Annotated in this window: 17 protein-coding genes and 1 pseudogene; 15 read left to right on the plus strand and 3 right to left on the minus strand. The window is 71.8% G+C overall.

Features of this window, described 5'->3' with window-relative positions:
• Positions 1–40: 40 nt before the first annotated feature.
• Complete coding sequence (locus tag AQI94_RS06630; protein ID WP_031061598.1) at positions 41–808, minus strand: DeoR/GlpR family DNA-binding transcription regulator; 768 nt, start codon at positions 806–808, stop codon at positions 41–43.
• Positions 809–1,114: 306 nt separating this feature from the next.
• Positions 1,115–1,924, minus strand: coding sequence for an NAD-dependent epimerase/dehydratase family protein (locus tag AQI94_RS06635; protein WP_031061602.1), 810 nt, complete (start codon positions 1,922–1,924; stop codon positions 1,115–1,117).
• A 176-nt stretch (positions 1,925–2,100) separates the two neighbouring features.
• Here AQI94_RS06635 and AQI94_RS06640 point away from each other — a divergent pair, with 176 nt between their 5' ends.
• Positions 2,101–3,042, plus strand: coding sequence for a 5-dehydro-4-deoxyglucarate dehydratase (locus AQI94_RS06640; RefSeq protein ID WP_031061606.1), 942 nt, complete (start codon positions 2,101–2,103; stop codon positions 3,040–3,042).
• A complete protein-coding gene (locus AQI94_RS06645) occupies positions 3,039–4,199 on the plus strand; it encodes a hypothetical protein (protein WP_031061608.1) in 1,161 nt (386 codons plus the stop codon). Before AQI94_RS06640 ends, AQI94_RS06645 begins: the two co-directional genes overlap by 4 nt.
• Here AQI94_RS06645 and AQI94_RS06650 read toward each other — a convergent pair.
• Positions 4,136–5,338 carry an MFS transporter gene (locus tag AQI94_RS06650; RefSeq protein WP_062229624.1) on the minus strand — a complete coding sequence of 401 codons (1,203 nt, stop codon included), beginning with the start codon at positions 5,336–5,338 and terminating at the stop codon, positions 4,136–4,138. The genes AQI94_RS06645 and AQI94_RS06650 overlap by 64 nt on opposite strands.
• Before the next feature lie 125 nt (positions 5,339–5,463).
• Between AQI94_RS06650 and AQI94_RS06655 the strand changes: the two genes are divergently transcribed.
• The 13 genes and pseudogenes from AQI94_RS06655 to AQI94_RS06715 all read left to right on the plus strand — a co-directional run bounded on the left by AQI94_RS06655 (position 5,464) and on the right by AQI94_RS06715 (position 18,455).
• Entirely contained in the window at positions 5,464–6,048 is a 585-nt protein-coding gene (locus AQI94_RS06655) for a TIGR03086 family metal-binding protein (protein WP_031044789.1), read from the plus strand.
• A 74-nt stretch (positions 6,049–6,122) separates the two neighbouring features.
• Positions 6,123–6,878, plus strand: coding sequence for an MBL fold metallo-hydrolase (locus tag AQI94_RS06660; protein ID WP_062229625.1), 756 nt, complete (start codon positions 6,123–6,125; stop codon positions 6,876–6,878).
• Positions 6,879–6,907: 29 nt separating this feature from the next.
• Positions 6,908–7,108: pseudogene (locus tag AQI94_RS06665) on the plus strand (MBL fold metallo-hydrolase); the annotation flags it as partial.
• 158 nt (positions 7,109–7,266) lie between these two features.
• Positions 7,267–7,923 carry a GntR family transcriptional regulator gene (locus AQI94_RS06670; RefSeq protein ID WP_031044780.1) on the plus strand — a complete coding sequence of 219 codons (657 nt, stop codon included), beginning with the start codon at positions 7,267–7,269 and terminating at the stop codon, positions 7,921–7,923.
• Complete coding sequence (locus tag AQI94_RS06675; RefSeq protein WP_031044777.1) at positions 7,920–8,831, plus strand: dihydrodipicolinate synthase family protein; 912 nt, start codon at positions 7,920–7,922, stop codon at positions 8,829–8,831. The genes AQI94_RS06670 and AQI94_RS06675 overlap by 4 nt, the downstream gene beginning before the upstream one ends.
• Positions 8,828–10,558, plus strand: coding sequence for an L-arabinonate dehydratase (gene araD / locus AQI94_RS06680; RefSeq protein WP_031044775.1), 1,731 nt, complete (start codon positions 8,828–8,830; stop codon positions 10,556–10,558). Before AQI94_RS06675 ends, araD begins: the two co-directional genes overlap by 4 nt.
• 146 nt (positions 10,559–10,704) lie before the next feature.
• On the plus strand, positions 10,705–11,640 hold the full coding sequence (locus tag AQI94_RS06685) for a carbohydrate ABC transporter permease (RefSeq protein WP_007381174.1): 936 nt from the start codon (positions 10,705–10,707) through the stop codon (positions 11,638–11,640).
• On the plus strand, positions 11,637–12,533 hold the full coding sequence (locus tag AQI94_RS06690) for a carbohydrate ABC transporter permease (protein ID WP_031044772.1): 897 nt from the start codon (positions 11,637–11,639) through the stop codon (positions 12,531–12,533). The genes AQI94_RS06685 and AQI94_RS06690 overlap by 4 nt, the downstream gene beginning before the upstream one ends.
• A 919-nt stretch (positions 12,534–13,452) precedes the next feature.
• Entirely contained in the window at positions 13,453–13,665 is a 213-nt protein-coding gene (locus AQI94_RS06695; protein ID WP_158806248.1) for a hypothetical protein, read from the plus strand.
• A complete protein-coding gene (locus AQI94_RS06700; RefSeq protein ID WP_031044766.1) occupies positions 13,662–14,948 on the plus strand; it encodes a pectate lyase family protein in 1,287 nt (428 codons plus the stop codon). The genes AQI94_RS06695 and AQI94_RS06700 overlap by 4 nt, the downstream gene beginning before the upstream one ends.
• Positions 14,945–16,117, plus strand: a complete 1,173-nt coding sequence (locus AQI94_RS06705) for a Gfo/Idh/MocA family protein (protein WP_031044762.1) — start codon at positions 14,945–14,947, stop codon at positions 16,115–16,117. The genes AQI94_RS06700 and AQI94_RS06705 overlap by 4 nt, the downstream gene beginning before the upstream one ends.
• On the plus strand, positions 16,114–16,959 hold the full coding sequence (locus tag AQI94_RS06710; protein ID WP_031044759.1) for a DUF6807 domain-containing protein: 846 nt from the start codon (positions 16,114–16,116) through the stop codon (positions 16,957–16,959). The genes AQI94_RS06705 and AQI94_RS06710 overlap by 4 nt, the downstream gene beginning before the upstream one ends.
• Positions 16,956–18,455 carry a glycoside hydrolase family 43 protein gene (locus tag AQI94_RS06715; protein WP_031044756.1) on the plus strand — a complete coding sequence of 500 codons (1,500 nt, stop codon included), beginning with the start codon at positions 16,956–16,958 and terminating at the stop codon, positions 18,453–18,455. Before AQI94_RS06710 ends, AQI94_RS06715 begins: the two co-directional genes overlap by 4 nt.
• Positions 18,456–18,480 lie beyond the last annotated feature (25 nt).

Here is an 18,480-nt window from a genome sequence, read left to right on the forward strand (position 1 = left end):
GCACTACGGGTCACGTCAGTCGGAGAGTCGGACGCGGATGTCAGACGCGGATGACCTGTGGCCCCAGCAGTGAGTACCGGTGGGCCTCGGAAGCGGGCAGCAGTGTGCTCGTCACGATCGCCTCCAGCGCGCCGATCTCCGCGAACCGGCAGAAGCTGACCGCGCCGAACTTGGTGTGCACGCCGGCGAAGACCGTGCGGCGCGCGGCCCGGATCGCCTGCGCCTTGACCTCGCTGACCGCGGGGTCGGGGGTGGTGAGACCGTGCTCGCGGGAGATGCCGTTGGCGCCGATGAAGGCCAGGTCGAGGACGAAACCGGCCAGCATCTTCGTCGTCCAGTGGTCGACGGTCGCCAGGGTGCCGGGGCGGACCCGGCCGCCGAGCAGCAGGACGGAGGTGTGCTCGGCCTCGGCGAGGGCGCCGGCGACCGGAAGGGACGCGGTGACCACGGTCAGCGGCCGGTCCCGGGGCAGGGCCTCGGCGATGAGCTGCGGGGTGAAGCCCTCGTCGACGAAGACCGTCTCGGCGTCCCCGAGCAGCTCGGCCGCGGCGGCCGCGACCCTGCGTTTCTCGGGCACGTGGCTGGTGGCGCGGAAGGCTAGGGTCGTCTCGAATCCGGCGCTCTCCACGGGGTAGGCGCCGCCGTGCGTACGGCGGACCAGGCCGTGGTCCTCCAGGGCGCGCAGGTCCCGGCGCACGGTTTCCTTGGCCACGCCGAGCTGGGTGGCGAGGGTGTTGACGTCGACGGAGCCGGTGGTGCGGGCGGCGCGCACGATGTGCCGCTGGCGTTCTTCCGCGGTTCCGGTCATGGTGTCACCCGCTTTCCTGTGCCGTCTGCCCGTTCGGGCCGTATGCAGGAAGTTGTACAGCGGGTGCGAGGTGGTGACCAGGTCTGTTGCGGGGGTGATAGTGACCGCGTGTGCCCGTTCGGGCGGGACGGGCCCACGTGGGTGGGGTGTGCGGTCGGGGAGCGGCTGCGGGTTCGTCTTGGCTGGTCGCGCAGTTCCCCGCGCCCCTGGGCGTGGCGCTGTCGCGCCTGCCCTCAGGAGGCCGTCCTTGCCCGGATACGTCTGCGGGCGGGCCCGTTCGGTGCCCGCCCGCCGTTGTCAACGGTGTCAGTACGGCCAGATCGGCGGGTCCGTGACGAACTGGCCGCCCAGGTAGGCGTGTCCCTCGTTGCCCTCCTGGAGTTCGCCCTGTTCGGCGATCAGCTTCTCCGCGTACGGCTCGGAGTCGTCCTGCGGGTCGTAGCCGAGCGCCCGCGCGGAGGTGAGGTCCCACCACAGGCGGGTGTTGGCGGAGGAGCCGTAGACCACGGTGTGGCCGACCTGCTCGGCGGTCAAGGCCGCGTGCAGGAGGCGGGCGCCGTCGGCCGGGCTCATCCACAGCGAGAGCATGCGCACGCTGGTCGGCTCGGGGAAGCAGGAGCCGATGCGCACGGAGACGGTCTCCAGGCCGTGCTTGTCCCAGTAGAACTGCGCCAGGTCCTCGCCGAAGGACTTGGACAGGCCGTAGAAGGTGTCCGGGCGGCGCGGGGTGTCGATCGGGATCAGCGGGTCGGCACCCTGGGGGCGCGGGGTGTAGCCGACGGCGTGGTTGGAGGAGGCGAAGACGATCCGTCCGACGCCCTCCGCGTGCGCGGCCTCGTACAGGTGGTAGGTGCCCTCGATGTTCGCCTTGAGGATCTTCTCGAAGGGGGCTTCCAGGGAGATGCCCGCGAGGTGGATGATCGCGTCGACACCTCGTACGGCCTCGCGTACGGCGTCCTTGTCGGCGAGGTCGGCGACGATCGCGTCCGGCGCGCCCTCGACGGGGCGCAGATCGAGCAGGCGCAGGTCGTAGCCGTAGGCCGGGAGCAGATCCCGCATCAGGGTGCCGAGCCCGCCGGCGGCACCGGTGAGCAGAACGGTACGGGGAGCGGGCATTCTCGGGTCTCCTTGGGGCGACGGCCGTATGAGTGCACGGTATTCACATTCGTGGACAAGCTAAGGATCATTGCCCTGCTCCGTCAAGGGTGGCGCGAGCTATGTTCATAAATGTAAACTCCGATCAGAATCCCGCACGCCCGTTTCTTCTCGTCCACTCGTTCTAGGGAGCGCCTGTGACGTCTGCCGACCTCGCCCATCGACTCGGCATCCCCAGCGGGCCGCTGTTCTTCCCCGTCACCGCCTACGGTCCGGACGGATCCGTCGACCTCGCCGTGTACCGCGCGCACATCCGCGCGGGCGTGGACGCGGGGGCCGCGGCCGTGTTCGCGTGCTGCGGCACCGGGGAGTTCCACGCGCTCACGCCCGAGGAGTTCGAGCGTTGCGTCCGGGCGGCCGTCGAGGAGACGGCGGGGCGCGTACCGGTGGTCGCGGGCGCCGGATACGGCACCGCGCTCGCCGTACGGTACGCGCGGCTCGCCGAGGCGGCCGGCGCCGACGGACTGCTCGCCATGCCGCCCTACCTCGTCGTCGCCGGGCAGGAGGGGCTGCTGCGGCACTACCGCGAGGTGGCCGCCGCGACCGCGCTCCCGGTGATCGTCTACCAGCGCGACAACGCCGTCTTCACCCCCGAGACCGCCGTCGAACTCGCCCGCAGCGAGGGGATCATCGGCCTCAAGGACGGCCTCGGCGACCTCGACCTCATGCAGCGGATCGTCAGCGCGGTGCGCACCGAGGTGCCCGGCGACTTCCTCTACTTCAACGGACTGCCGACCGCCGAGCAGACCCAGCTCGCCTACCAGGCCATCGGCGTCCCCTTGTACTCGTCCGCCGTCTTCTGCTTCGCCCCCGAGATCGCCCTCGCCTTCCACCGCGCGCTCCTCGACGGGGACCGGACGACGGCCGACCGTCTGCTCGACGGCTTCTACCGTCCCTTCGTCGAACTGCGCGCGTGTGGCCGCGGGTACGCGGTTTCCCTCGTCAAGGCCGGCGTCCGGATGCGCGGCCTCGACGTGGGGGAGGTCCGGCCGCCGCTGCACGAGCCGGGCGAGGATCATGTGAAGCAGCTCGCGGAGATCATCGAGCGCGGATACGCGCTCCTGGAGGAGGCACAGTGAAGGCGTCGACGTTCGTCTACCCCTGGGACGTCAACGGGGACCCGGAGGCCGCGGCCCGTATCGCCGGGCTCGGCGTGCAGCAGGCGACCCTCGCCTCCGCCTACCACTCCACGCGCGCGCTGACCCCCCGCCACCCGCGCCACCGCATCGTCACCGCCGAGCACGCGGCCGTGCTGTACCCGACGGACTCCCGCTGGGACGGGCGTGCCCTGCGGCCGTACGCGGCCGGCGACTGGGCTCCCGGCGACGCCTTCGGCGAGGCGGCCGAGGCACTGGCGGCAGCGGGCCTCGACGTGCACACCTGGGTCGTCCTCGCGCACAACTCCCGCCTGGGCGCCGAGTACCCCGACACCTCCGTCGTCAACGCCTACGGCGACCGCTACCCGTGGGCCCCCTGCATCGCACAGCCCGCCACGCGCGCGTACCTCGTCGACCTCGCCGTCGAGGCGGCGCTGCGCCCGGGAGCCGCCGGCACCGAACTGGAGTCCCTCGGCTGGTACGGCCTCCAGCACCTGCACGCCCACGACAAGACCGGCGGGGTGCCCCTCGGCGACGCCGGGATGTACCTCATGGCGCTCTGCTTCTGCGGGACGTGCCGCGCGGGGTACGGCGACCAGGGGCTGGACGCCGACGCGCTCGCCGCCGCGGTACGGGCCGCGCTGGAGCCGCTGTGGCAGGGCGCGCCGGACGACGGGGGCTGGGCCGGGGTCGAGAAGCTGCTCGGTGCCGGGACGGCGGCGGCCACGCGCGCATGGCGCGACGAGATCGCCCGTACGCTCCAGGAGACGGCGGTGCGGGCGGTCCGCGCGGCCGCTCCCGAAGGCTTCCGGATCCTGCTGCACGCCGACCCGGTGACGTACCACGTCGGGGCCAACCCCGGCGTCGACCCCGAGCACATCCTGTCCGTCGCGGACGGTGTCGTCGTGCCCTGCGCCGGCGGACCGGAGCTGCTCACCCCCTTCGCCCGGGTCCGTGCGGACGCGGTCGTCGCGGCCAACTTCCCCGTCGTCTCGGCGATGGGCGGCAGCCCTGGCACCCTCACCGCGGACATGGCCCGCGCGAAGGAGTCCGGGGCGAGCGAAGTCCGGCTGTATCACGCCGGGTTGGCGTCGGACGGCGACCTGGAGGCGGTCCGCTCGGCGCTGTCCGGGCGCTGAAGCAGCGGGACCGCCGCGAGGAGCCAGAGCACGCCGAGAACGGCCGACAGCGGTCGCTGGCCGACCGGTTCGACCAGCGCCGCGCCCGCCGCGAGACCCAGCACGTTCGGGGCGTACACCAGGGTGTTGGCGGTGGCGACCGTGCGGCCCAGCAGTGCGTCCGGGGTCTCGCGCTGCACGGCGGTGAACGCGGCGATCAGCACACAGGGCAGCCCCGCGCCGACGGCCGCGCTGCAGGCCAGGGCCAGCGGGTCGGAGGGGATCGCCCGCAGCCCGGCGGCCACGGCCGTCAGGGCGATGCCGTACGCGGCGAACCGGCGCCCGCCCAGCCGGCGCAGGGCGGGCCCGGAGACCAGCCCCACCGCCACGGAACCGGCGCCCTGGACGGCGTACAGCGCACCGGCGTACGCGGGGGAGTGCCCGAGACCGTCGATCACCGCGTACAGGAGCGCGCCGTTGAACCCGGCGCACAGCATGGTGGTGCCGCCCGCCAGGATCAGGGGGCGGAGCGCGGGGTGGGCCCCTATGTGGCGGGCGCCTTCGACGAACGGGGTGCGGCGGGACGGCTCGGGTCCGTCCTCCCGGACCCGCAGACCGCGGTGGAGGAGCGCGGCGAGCGCGAACGTGGTCGCGTCCAGGAGCGCCACGGCGGGGCCGCCGCAGAGGGTGTACAGCCCCGCTCCCGCCAGGGGGGCCACCAGCTTCATGCCCTCGGTGATCGCCATCCGCAGCCCGTTGAAGTCCCCGAGCAGGGCCGGGGCGACGGCGCCGGCGACCAGGGCCGACTCCGCCGCGTCATGGACCACGCCCACGGCGCCGTAGACGAGAAGGACCGCCAGGACGACCGGCACCCGCTCGGTGAGGAGGACCGGCAGCAGGGCCGCGAGCAGCAGGTCGGTGCCGATCAGCAGCGGTTTGCGGCGCACCCGGTCGGCGATCGGGCCCAGCAGCGGGCCCGCCAGGGTCGGCACCCACAGCGCGAGCATGCACAGCGCCGCCAGGCCGTCCGAGCCGGTGAGGTCCTTGACCCAGACGCCGGACACCAGCCACAGGGCCGAAGTGCCGAAGCCGGAGACCAGAACTCCGGTGAGATACAGCCTCGCGTTGCGGTCGTGGAGCACCGCCCATGTCCTCTTCATGCCTGGACATCGTGGATCTAAGGCCCCCACGGTGGGATGGGGCAGGTTCCCCGGATTCGAGCGATGAGTTCTCGGGGCGGCGACGGTCCACCCTTCACGACATCGCGAACCCCGAGGAGCACCGCATGACCGTCCCGCCCCTGGACTTCGGACCGCAGACCCTCGTCATCGCCCGGCTGGCCGAAGCCGTCACCGATGACCGGCTGGGGAACGCCACCCCGTGTCCGGAGCACACGGTGCGCAACATGCTCGGCCACCTGCTGGGCCTCTCCGTGGCCTTCCGTGACGCCGCCCGCAAGGACCTCGGCCCCACGACCGACACCCCGCCGACCGACTCCGTCCCGGACATCGGCCCCGGCTGGCGCGAGGAGCTCCCGAAGACCCTCGACGAACTCGCCGAGGCCTGGCGCGACCCGGCCGCCTGGACCGGCATGACCCGCGCGGGCGGCGTGGACCTGCCCGCGGAGATCGCCGCGGCCGTCGCCATCGACGAACTGGTCATCCACGGCTGGGACCTGGCCCGCGCCGTCGGCCGGCCGTACGACCCGGACCCCGCCGCGCTCCAGGCGTCGTACGACTTCCTCCGGGCCTCCGCCGAGGACCCGAGCCGGGACGCGATCTTCGGCCCGATCATCCCGGTGCCGCAGGACGCGTCGCTGCTGGACCGGGCCGTGGGCCTCAGTGGGCGCGACCCGGGCTGGACGCCGTAGACACCGGTACGCGCGTGCCGTAGAGGCACGGAAACGGGCGGCGGGCGGCGGGCCCGGACCGTACGCTCCCGACCATGCCGCCCCTCAGCCTCACCGTCCTCGGTACCGCCTCCCCGCACCCGGCGCCGGGCCGCCCCTGCTCCGGCTATCTGCTGCGCGGCGGGGGCGCCGAGGTGTGGGTGGACGCCGGGCCCGGCACCTTCGCGGAGTTGCAGCGGCACACGGACCCCTCCCGGCTGACGGCGATCTGGATCTCCCACCTGCACGCCGACCACACTGCCGATCTCCTCTCCGCCGTCTATGCCTTCGCCTACGGGGGACTCACCCCGCCCGCCCCGATCCCGGTGTACGCGCCACCCGGCTGCGCGCACCGGCTCGCCGGGTTCTTCGGTCAGTCCGACCCGCGCTTCCTCGACGGCATCCTCGCCTTCCATCCCCTGTACGAAGGCCATGCCGTCCGGCACTGGAACCTGCGGCTCGCCGCCCGGGCCGTCGCGCACGGCACCGAGGCGTACGGCCTGCGCGCCGAGTGCGCCGGACGCGTCCTCGCGTACTCCGGGGACAGCGGACCCTGCGCCGCCCTCGTCGAACTCGCCGCGGAATCCGATGTGTTCCTCTGCGAGGCGGACATCGACCGGCATCACGAAGGCGAACAGGTCCATCTGACGCCCGAGGACGCCGGTGACATCGCTCGCAAGGCCGGGGCGCGGGAACTGGTCGTCACGCATGTCGGACCCTCGCTCACCAGGGAGGCGGCCACCACGCGCGCGGCCGTGGCCTTCGCCGGGCGCACGAGCACGGCCTTCGAGGGAGCCACCCGGCTCGTGTGACGCGCCTGCGCAGAATCTTCGGCTTCGGCATCGATCGGCATCACGAAGGCGAACAGGTCCACCTGACCCCCGAGGACGCCGGTGACATCGCTCGCAAGGCCGGGGCGCGGGAACTGGTCGTCACGCATGTCGGACCCTCGCTCACCAGGGAGGCGGCCACCGCGCGTGCGGCCGTGGCCTTCGCCGGGCGCACGAGCACGGCCTTCGAGGGAGCCACCCGGCTCGTGTGACGCGCCCGCAGAGAAACTTCGGCTTCGTCTGCCGGAAGCATTGACGAAACAACACCGTCCTCTTACCTTCAACGCGTCGTACTTCGTACGTCATATATGAGACGCGATACGCGAGATCAGATACACAAGATCCGATACGCGAGATCCGAGAGGCGCGCATGACCTCTGTGCCCACGCCGATCCCCTCCCGCACGCAGTACGTGCTGGAGGAGATCAAACGCCGCATCCTCACCGGGCGCCTGACGCCTGGTCAGGCCCTGGTCGAGACCGAACTCGCCGCACAGTTCGGGGTGTCCAAGACCCCGGTGCGCGAGGCGCTCAAGACCCTGGCCGGGACCGGGCTCGTCGTGATGAGCCAGTACAAGGGCGTCACGGTGCGCATGGTGGACGCGGACATGGCGCGCGAGGTCTACGACGTCCGGCTGCTCCTCGAACCCGAGGCACTCAAGCGGGCCGTACGGCGGGGAGCCTCCCTCGACGCCGCGCGCGACGCCCTGACCAAGGCCGACGACGCCACCGACACCGCCGAACGCTCCCTCGCCAACCGGGAGTTCCACCGCGCCCTCTACCTGCCCTGCGGCAATCCGCTGCTCGGCCGGATGCTCGACGAGGTCCGCGACCAGGCCGCCCTGGTCTCCGCGGTCGCCTGGGCGGCCTCGCCCTCCTGGGACCGGGAGGCCGGCGAGCACCGGGAGATCCTGCGCCTCGCCCTGGACGGCGACGCGGACGGCGCGGCCCGCGCCCTGCACGCCCACATCGCGTCCTTCGTGGAACGAGCGTTCCCCGGAGTGCTGGACCAGGAGGGCCAGGAATGAGCAGCGAGACCTTCGAGCCCCAGCGGGCGGCCCTGGCCGACGTGGTGGCGATCCCGGTGACGCCGTTCGCCGAGGACGGCACCGTCGACCGGGACACCCACCGGGCCCTGCTGCGCCGGCTGCTCGACGGAGGAATCACCACCCTCACCCCCAACGGGAACACCGGCGAGTTCTACGCCCTCAGCCCCGAAGAGCGCCGCCTGGTCACGGAGTTGACCGTCGAGGAGGCCGGGGACCGGGCCGACGTCCTCGTCGGCGTCGGCCACGACGTCCCCACCGCCGTCGCCTCCGCCCGGCACGCCCGGGAGCTCGGTGCGGGGATGGTCATGGTCCACCAGCCCGTCCACCCCTACGTCTCGCAGGGCGGCTGGATCGACTACCACCGCGCGATCGCCTCGGCGGTCCCGGAACTCGGCGTCGTCCCGTACATCCGCAACGCCCAGCTCACCGGCGACCGCCTGGCCGAACTCGCCGACGCCTGCCCGAACGTGATCGGCGTGAAGTACGCCGTCCCGGACGCGGCCAGGTTCGCCGCCTTCGCCCGGGACGCGGGACTGGAACGCTTCGTGTGGGTCGCCGGGCTCGCCGAGCCCTACGCGCCCTCCTACTTCTCGGCGGGCGCCACCGGCTTCACCTCCGGGCTCGTGAACGTCGCCCCCGCCGTCTCGCTGAACATGATCGAAGCGCTGCGATCCGGTGACTACCCGGCCGCCATGAAGGTCTGGGAGCAGATCCGCCGCTTCGAGGAACTCCGCGCGGCCAACGGCTCAGCGGACAACGTCACCGTCGTCAAGGAGGCCCTCGCCTCCCTCGGCCTGTGCCGCCGCGCGGTGCGCCCGCCCAGCCGCGAGCTGCCCGAGGCCGGGCGCGCCGAGGTCGCCGCGATAGCCGCGGGGTGGTCCATATGACCGACCGGAAGCGCCCCGAAGAGCTCAGAAGCCACCAGTGGTACGGCAGCGAGGGCCAGTTGCGCACCTGGTCGCACAACGCCCGGATGCGCCAGCTCGGTTACGAGGCCGAGGAGTACCAGGGCCGCCCGGTCATCGCCGTCCTCAACACCTGGTCCGACATCAACCCCTGTCACGTCCATCTGCGCGAGCGCGCCGAGGCGGTCAAGCGCGGGGTGTGGCAGGCCGGCGGCTTCCCGCTGGAGTTCCCGGTCGCCACGCTCTCGGAGACCTACCAGAAGCCCACCCCCATGCTCTACCGCAACCTGCTCGCGATGGAGACGGAGGAGCTGCTGCGGTCGTATCCCATCGACGCGGCGGTGCTGCTCGGCGGCTGCGACAAGTCGACGCCGGCGCTGCTCATGGGCGCGACCTCGGCGGACGTCGCCTCGATCTTCGTGCCCGCGGGTCCGATGCTGCCGGGGCACTGGCGGGGCGAGACCCTCGGGTCCGGCACCGATATGTGGAAGTACTGGGACGAGCACCGCGCCGGCAACCTGACGGACTGTGAACTGCGGGAACTGCAGGGCGGGCTGGCGCGCTCCCCCGGTCACTGCATGACCATGGGGACCGCGTCGACCATGACCGCGGCCGCGGAAACCCTTGGCATGACCCTGCCGGGTGCCTCCTCGATCCCGGCCGTCGACTCCGCGCACGAGCGGATGGCCGCGGCCTCCGGGCGCCGTGCGGTGGAGCTCGCCTGGACCGGCCTCAGGCCGTCCGCAATCCTCACCCGCGAGGCCTTCGAGGACGCCGTCACCACGGTGCTCGGACTCGGCGGCTCCACCAACGCGGTCATCCACCTGATCGCGATGGCCGGCCGGGCGGGCGTGAAGCTCACCCTGGACGACTTCGACCGCATCGCCCGCACGGTTCCGGTGCTGGCGAACGTACGGCCCGGCGGACAGACGTACCTCATGGAGGACTTCCACTTCGCCGGCGGCCTGCCCGCCTTCCTCTCCCGGATCACCGATCTGCTCCACCTGGACCGGCCGACCGTCAACGGCACCCTGGGCGAGCAGATCGAGGGGGCCGTCGTGCACGACGACGACGTCATCCGCACCCGGGACAACCCGGTCGCGAGCGAGGGCGGGGTCGCCGTCCTGCGCGGCAACCTCTGTCCGGACGGCGCCGTCATCAAGCACATCTCCGCCGAGCCGCACCTGCTCAAGCACACCGGGCCCGCGGTCGTCTTCGACGACTACCGGACCATGCAACGCACCATCAACGACCCCGCCCTGGAGATCACCGCCGACAGTGTGCTGGTGCTGCGCAACGCCGGGCCCAAGGGCGGCCCGGGCATGCCCGAGTACGGGATGCTGCCGATCCCGGACCACCTGCTCAAGCAGGGCGTGCGGGACATGGTCCGGATCTCCGACGCCCGCATGAGCGGGACGAGTTACGGCGCGTGCGCGCTGCACGTGGCGCCCGAGTCGTATGTCGGCGGCCCGCTCGCCCTCGTGCGCACGGGGGACAGCATCACCCTCGACGTCGAGGCACGCCTCCTGCAACTCAACGTGGACGAAGAGGAGTTGGAGTCCCGCCGCAAGGACTGGACGCCCTCGCCCGCCCGTTACGAGCGGGGCTACGGCGCCCTCTACAACGACCAGATCACGCAGGCGGACACCGGCTGCGACTTCGAGTTCCTGGCCAGGCAAGGCAAGGTCCCAGACCCCTACGCCGGTTGACGAGTCTTCCCCAGGGGCGCGGGCAACCGCGCGCCCAGCCACCACGCACGCCGCACCCCCAAGCAACAGCAAGTGGCACCCATGCACAGCGAGAAAGCGCTTACTGCACCACGAACGCAAGCCGTACCGAGAACGGAGCCCCTGTCATGGCCCAAGCCGCAGCCGTGGCGAAACCGCCCGCGCCACCCCGGCGGCGCCGTGCCTCCGCCACCCCGCGCAGGCTGCCGTACCTGCTGATCGCGCCGGCGGCCCTGCTGATGCTGGGCTTCATCGCCTACCCGGTGATCAGCGTCTTCTATTACAGCCTCCAGAACTACAACCCCACCAAGCCGTGGCGGAACGGCTACGCGGGCTTCGACAACTTCGTCCATATCTTCACCGAGGACCCGCAGTTCTGGGACACGCTGACCTTCAGCGCCAAGTGGGTCTTCGTCGAGGTCGGGCTCCAGCTGCTGTTCGGCCTGGCGCTCGCGCTGATCGTCAACCAGACCTTCGTGGGCCGGGCGGTGGGCCGCGCGCTCGTCTTCTCCCCGTGGGCGGTCTCCGGCGTGCTGACCTCCGCGATCTGGGTGCTGCTCTACAACTCCCAGACGGGCGTGACCCGTTACCTCGCCGACATGGGCATCGGCTCCTACGGCACCAGCTGGCTGTCGGACACCTCCACCGTCTTCTCGGCGGCGGTCGTGGCGGACCTGTGGCGCGGTGTCCCCTTCTTCGCGATCCTCATCCTCGCCGACCTCCAGTCCGTCTCGAAGGACCTGTACGAGGCCGCCGAGGTCGACGGGGCCAGCACGATCAAGCAGTTCTGGCACATCACGCTGCCCCACCTCAAGGACGCGATCATCCTGTCCACGCTGCTGCGCGCGGTGTGGGAGTTCAACAACGTCGACCTGCTGTACACCCTGACCGGCGGCGGACCCGCGGGGGAGACGACCACCCTCCCGCTCTACATCGCCAACACCAGCGTCGACGCCCACAACTTCGGCTACGCGTCCGCCCTGACCACGGTCGCGTTCGTGATCCTGCTCTTCTGCTCGATGGTCTATCTGCGGCTGAGCAAGTTCGGAGGCGGTTCCAAGTGATCACCAAGGAGGCCACGGAGCTCGCGCCCGCGCCCGTGCACGAGACCCCCGAACCGCCCCGGTCGGTGAAGCGCCGCCGTGCCTGGGACGAGGTCCCGCGCTGGCACATATACCTGCCGCTGTCGATCTACCTCGTCTTCACCCTCATCCCCTTCTACTGGATCCTCCTCTTCGCGCTGCGCCCGGCCGGCTCGACCTCGCTCGTGCCCTGGCCGATCACCTTCGACCACTTCGAGAAGGTGTGGACGCAGCGGGCCTTCGGCACCTACTTCGAGAACAGCGTCTACGTCGGCCTCGCCACCCTGGTGATGACGACGCTGGTCGCCCTGGCCGGCGGCTACGCCCTGGCGCGCTTCGACTTCAAGGTCAAGAACGCGTTCATGCTGGCCCTGCTCTGCTCCCAGTTCGTACCGGGCGCGCTGCTGCTGGTCCCGCTGTTCGAGATCTTCGCCGAGCTGAACATGATCAACTCGCTGGGCAGCGTCATCATCGCCGAGACGGTCTTCCAGCTGCCGCTGTCGATGATCCTGATCAGTAACTTCATCAAGAACGTGCCGTACTCCCTGGAGGAGGCGGCCTGGGTCGACGGCTGCAACCGGATGACGGCCTTCAGGATCGTCGTCCTGCCCCTTCTCCGCCCCGGCTTGATCGCCGTCGGCTCCTTCGCCTTCGTGCACTCCTGGAACCACTTCCTGTTCGCCCTGATGTTCCTCAACAACCAGGACAAGCAGACGATCCCGGTCGGTCTCAACACCCTGATGAGCGCCGACAGCGTCGACCTCGGCGCACTGGCCGCCGGCGGCATCATCGCGGCGGTACCCGTGGTGATCGTGTTCGCCTTCATCCAGAAGTGGCTGATCACGGGCTTCAGCGCGGGGGCGGTGAAGGGATGAGACTCCGTCGGATCAGCCGCACGAACGCGCCGGACTCCCCGAGACCGGCCGCTGACGGCCATGACCACACGGCCCACCGGAAGGCCGGGGCCTCCTCCGAGCCGGCGTCGGCGAGTGCCGCGCCCGGGTGGACCAGCACCGTCCGGCCCCTCGCCGGGGCACCCGGCCCGCGGGGCACATGGAGCAGACAGGAACCCCGGGAAACGGCACCGGCCGACGCCCTTCGGGTGACCTCCGGTGGTACCCGTGGGGTCGCAGGTTCGTGGGTGTCGGCAGCCGGCTCCGGCCGGGGTGTGGCGTCGGCCGGCCGGGGGTGGAGTGTCGTGCCGGCTGGTCGGGGCCGGGTTCTGCCTGGGCGGGCTGCGTCTGATGGCCTGTGTGTGGCCTCGGGTGGTGTCCGTGGGGTCGGCTGCCGTGGGGTCGCAGGTCCGTGGGTGTCGGCAGCCGGCTCCGGCCGGGATGTGGCGCCGGCCGGCCGGGGCTGGAGTGCCGTGCCGGCTGGTCGGGGCCCGGTTCTGCCTGGGCGGGCTGCGTCCGGCGGTCTGTTGGCCTCGGGTGGTGTCCGTGGGGTCGGCTGCCATGGGGTCGCAGGTCCGTGGGTGTCGGCAGCCGGCTCCGGCCGGGATGTGGCGCCGGGCGGCCGGGGCCGGAGTGCCGTGCCGGCTGGCCGGGGCCCGGTTCTCGCTGGGCGGACTGCGTCCGACGGCCTGTGGGCGGCCTCCGGTGGTGACCACGCGGTCGGCCACCTGGGGACGGACGTCCCGGCGGACGGTTGTGTCCGTGCGGTCGGCCACCGTGCGGTCGAGGTCCCGGTGGGTTCGGTCGTAGGTCCGTGGGCCTCGGCAGCAGACCTCGGCTGGGGCCCGAGCCGCCCTGGGCGAGTCCCGGCCGCCGTGGCCGTTCAGGAGGTGAGGGTGAGGTGAGACTCCGTCGGATCGCCATGGGCGGTGTGGTCGTGGGCCTCGTGGGGGTCGTCGTCAGGGCTGAGGGGCGTGCCGTCGGCCGTGTCCTGCTGGGGTTGGGCGACGCCCGGGTGTCCGGGGCGACGGGGGCGACTCCGCGCCACGCCCGGGACGCGGGTGCTCGGAAGCGGGCGGCGGCCGCCAACTCCGTTGCGGAGGTGGCGCTATGAGACTCCGTCATATCGTGCTGGCCGCAGGCATGGTGGGGCTCTTCTGTCTCCCCGCCCACGCCGGGGCGCGGGACATCGGCCGGGACACCCTGCCCGTGAACGACGGCTGGGCCGCCGAGGGTGAGGGCACCACCGGAGGCTCCGCCGCCGACGCGGACCACGTGTACACCGTCACCGACCGGGCCGGACTGGTCCGGGCCCTCGACGGCGGCAGCGACACGCCGAAGATCATCAGGATCGCCGGGGCCGTCGACGCCAACACCGACGACGACGGTGACCACCTGGACTGCGCCGACTACGCCACCGACGGCTACCGGTTGACGAAGTACCTCGCCGCCTACGACCCCCGCACCTGGGGCTCCGCCAAGCCCAGCGGCCCGCAGGAAGAGGCCCGGCAGGCGTCCGCGAGGAAGCAGGCCGAGCGGGTCGAGCTGCTCGTCGGGTCCAACACCACCATCGTCGGGCTCGGCAAGGCGGTCCTCAAGGGCGGCAGCCTCCAGGTCAGGAACGCCGGCAACGTCATCATCCGCAACCTCGACATCCGGGACGCCTACGACTGCTTCCCCGTCTGGCAGCCCAACACCGGCGGCCTCGGCGACTGGAAGACGGCCTACGACACCATCTGGCTGACCGGCGCCACCCACGTGTGGGTCGACCACGTGACCCTCAGCGACAAGGGCCACCCGGACGCGCAGGAGCCCACCTGGTTCGCCCGCAACTACCTGCGCCACGACGGCCTGCTGGACATCACCAACGGCTCCGACCTGGTCACCGTCTCGTGGAGCCGGTTCGCCGATCACGACAAGGCGATGCTCATCGGCAACAGCGACTCGGCCACCGGCGACCGCGGCAGGCTCCGGGTCACCCTGCACCACAACGAGTTCGAGTCCGTCGTCCAGCGGGCGCCGAGGGTCCGGTTCGGACAGGTGCACGTCTACAACAACCGGTACGTCGTACCGGGCGGCGACGACTACCGCTACTCCCTCGGCGTCTCCTCCGAGTCCGCGATCTTCGCCGAGAACAACGCCTTCCACACCCCCGGCCAGGTCGAGGTCGCCGACCTGGTCAAGAGCTGGAACGGCAGCGCGCTGCACCAGAGCGGCACCCTCTTCAACGGCTATCCGGTGGACCTGCTGGCCATCCACAACGCCTACAACTCCGGCAGCGAGCGTGACCTCACGGCGGACGTCGGCTGGACGCCTACCCTGCACACAAAGATCGACAGCGCCGAGGCGGCCGACCGACAGGTGGCGCGCGGCGCGGGCGCAGGGAGGATGCCATGAACACCGAAGACACCACGGGCACCGTAGACATCGTCCTGGCGGGCGCGCGCGGCCACGGCCGCTGGCACCTGGAGAACATCCGTCGGCTGCAGGACAAGGGGATCGTACGACTGGCGGGGATCTGCGAGCTGACCCCGCTGACCGGCGACGAGATCCCCGAAGGCCTGGGCACGCCCGAGCAGTCCGCCGACTTCGGCACGCTCCTCGACTCCACGGGCGCCCGGATCGCGGTGATCTGCACCCCGATCCCGACCCACACGGACCTGGCGCTCGAAGCCGCTCGCCGAGGTGTGCACATCCTGCTGGAGAAGCCCCCGGCGCCGTCGTACGCCGAGTTCCGCCGGATGGCCGACGGGGTCGCCGCGGCCCAGGTCGCCTGCCAGATCGGCTTCCAGTCGCTGGGCTCGCACGCCGTGCCCGCGATCCGTGAGCTGGTCGAGGAGGGGGCGGTCGGCGCGGTGACCGGGATCGGCGGGGCCGGTGCCTGGGCGCGTGCCGAGGCGTACTACCGGCGTGCGCCCTGGGCGGGCAAGCGGCGGATGAACGGCGTCGACGTGATCGACGGCGTGCTGACCAACCCTCTCGCGCACGCCGTCGCCACCGCGCTCGCCCTGAACGGCAGCACCCGCGCCGAGGACGTCACCCGGATCGAGACCGAGCTGCTGCGCGCCAACGACATCGAGTCCGACGACACCTCCTGCGTCCGCCTCACCACCGCGAACGGCATCCCGGTCGTCGTCGCCGCGACGCTGTGCGCCGAGGACCCCGACGAGCCGTACGTCGTCGTGCACGGCAGCCACGGCCGTATCACCTACTGGTACAAGCAGGACCGCGTGCTGCTCCAGCGGGCCGGCCACGGCCCCGAGGAGTACGAGTACGGCCGCACCGACCTGTTGGAGAACCTGGTGGACCACGTCACCGACGGCGACGGCCTCCTGGTCGTCCCCGAGGTGACGGGCGCCTTCATGAAGGTCGTCGAGGCGATCCGGCTGGCCCCTGACCCGACCCCGCTCCCGGCCACGGCCTGGCACCTGCTGCCCGACGAGGAGCGACGGGTCGTCCCCGGCATCGACGGACTCGTCGCGGCCGCCGCCGACAACCTCGCCCTCTACTCCGAGCTGGGCGCCGACTGGGCCCGGCCACACGTCGCGAACGAGGTGAGTACATGACGACCCCCGATTCCCCCGTCCTGCGTGTCGCGGGCCGCCCGGTCGGCCGCTACGTCACCCGGCCCGAGCTGCCCGCCCGGCTCTCCCCGCGCCCCTATCTGCACCCCGTCACCACCCTGGCCGGAACGGCGGTCACCGAACTCGGCCCCGCCGACCACATCCACCACCTCGGCGTCGGTGTCGCCGTTCCCGACGTGGAGGGGCACAACTTCTGGGGCGGGCGCACCTACGTCCGCGACCAGGGCCCGACCGAGCTCGACAACCACGGCGCCCAACGCCACCACTCCTTCCAGCTCCGCGACCCGGACGGCTTCGTGGAGGAGCTGCGCTGGGTCGCCTCGGGAGCCGAGCTGCTGCGCGAGCGCCGTACCGTCGCGGCCACCGAACTGACCGCCTCCGCCTGGGCGTTGGACTTCACCTTCTCCCTCACCAACGTCACCCGGGACCCCCTGTCGATCGGCAGCCCGGCCACCAACGGCCGCCCGGGCGCGGCCTACGGCGGCTTCTTCTGGCGGGCCCGCAAGGAACAGCAGGCGCCGGACGTCTTCACCGCCGACCACGAGGGCGAGGCCGCGGTCCACGGCACCCGCGCCGACTGGGTCGCCCTCTCCGGCACCACCTGGACCCTCGTCTTCGCCGGTGCCACCGAACGCACCCGCCGTGATCCGTGGTTCGTGCGCGCCGACGAGTACCCGGGAGTGGGCTCCTCGCTCGCCCTCGACACCAGGCTGCCGATCCCGCCCGGCGAGACCGTCGTACGGCGGATCGTCACCGTCGTCGCCGACGGACGCCTGCCCCGGCTCGACGTGGCGGCCCTGGTACGGAAGGCGGTCAGCCAGTGAGGTACACGAACCCCGTCCTGAACGCCGACTGGTCCGACCCCGATGTCGTCCGTGTCGGCGACGACTTCTACCTCACCGCCTCCAGCTTCGGCCGGGTCCCCGGCCTGCCGCTGCTGCACTCCCGCGACCTCGTCAACTGGACCCTGATCGGGCACGCCCTCGAACGCCTGGAACCGGCGGGGGAGTTCACCAGGCCCCGGCACGACTGCGGGGTCTGGGCACCCTCTCTCCGGTACCACGACGAACGGTTCTGGATCTTCTGGGGCGACCCCGACCAGGGCATCTTCCAGATCAACGCCCCCGAGATCAGGGGCCCTTGGAGCCGCCCGCACCTCCTGAAGTCCGGCAAGGGCCTGATCGACCCGTGCCCCCTGTGGGACGAGGACAGCGGCGAGGCCTACCTGGTGCACGCCTGGGCCAGGTCCCGCTCCGGCGTCAAGAACCGCCTCACCGGCCACCGGATGGACCTGGACGGGCGCGAACTCCTTGACGAGGGCAAGGTGATCGTCGACGGCGACCGGATCCCCGGCTGGTTCACCCTCGAAGGCCCCAAGCTGTACAAGCACGACGGCTGGTTCTGGATCCTCGCCCCCGCCGGGGGAGTCGAGACCGGCTGGCAGGGCGCCTTCCGCTCGCGCGGGTTCTTCGGCCCGTACGAGGAGAAGGTCGTCCTGGAGCAGAAGGACACCGACGTCAACGGCCCGCACCAGGGCGGCTGGGTGCGCACCTCGTCCGGCCAGGACTGGTTCCTGCACTTCCAGCAGAAGGGCCCCTACGGCAGGGTCGTCCACCTCCAGCCGATGCGCTGGGGAGAGGACGGCTGGCCGGTGCTCGGCGACGAGGGCGCCCCCGTCGCCGTACACGACAGGCCCGATCTGCCACCGCAGTCGGAGGCCGCGCCCGCCACCGACGACGACTTCCCCGGCGGACGCTTCGGCCGCCAGTGGCAGTGGACCGCGAACCCCCAGCCCGGCTGGGCCACCCACCATTCCGGGGACGGACTGCGGCTCACCTGTGTCCGCTCGGCCGACGCGCACGACCTGCGCAGACTGCCGAACGTCCTCACTCAGCGGCTGCCCGGCACGCCCTCGGCGGTCGAGGTGGACCTGCGACTGCACAGCGAGGAACCGGGAGCGCGGGCCGGACTCGCCGTCCTCGGGGACGCGTTCAGCTGGATCGGGCTCCAGCGGGGCGCCGACGGAAGCGTTCATCTCGTGCACCGGTTCGCCGAGGGGGTCGCCGAGCAGGAGCGGGACGCCGAGCATCCGCGGCTCGCCCCCGAAGGGCGGGTCCGGCTGCGGATCGAGATCGGCGCGGGCGCGCGCTGCCGGTTCTTCCACGACCTCGGCGACGGCCCGCAGCCCTCCGGACCCGTCTTCGCCGCCACCCCCTGGCGCTGGGTCGGAGCCCTGCTCGGACTGTTCGCCCTCGCGCCCCTCGGAGGAGGACACGCCGGCGCGGCAACCTTCTCGCACTTCAGGATCGACCACCTGTAACGCACCTGACCCGTACGCCAGTTGG

This window comes from Streptomyces pseudovenezuelae (genome assembly GCF_001513955.1).
Classification (GTDB): Bacteria; Actinomycetota; Actinomycetes; order Streptomycetales; family Streptomycetaceae; genus Streptomyces; species Streptomyces pseudovenezuelae.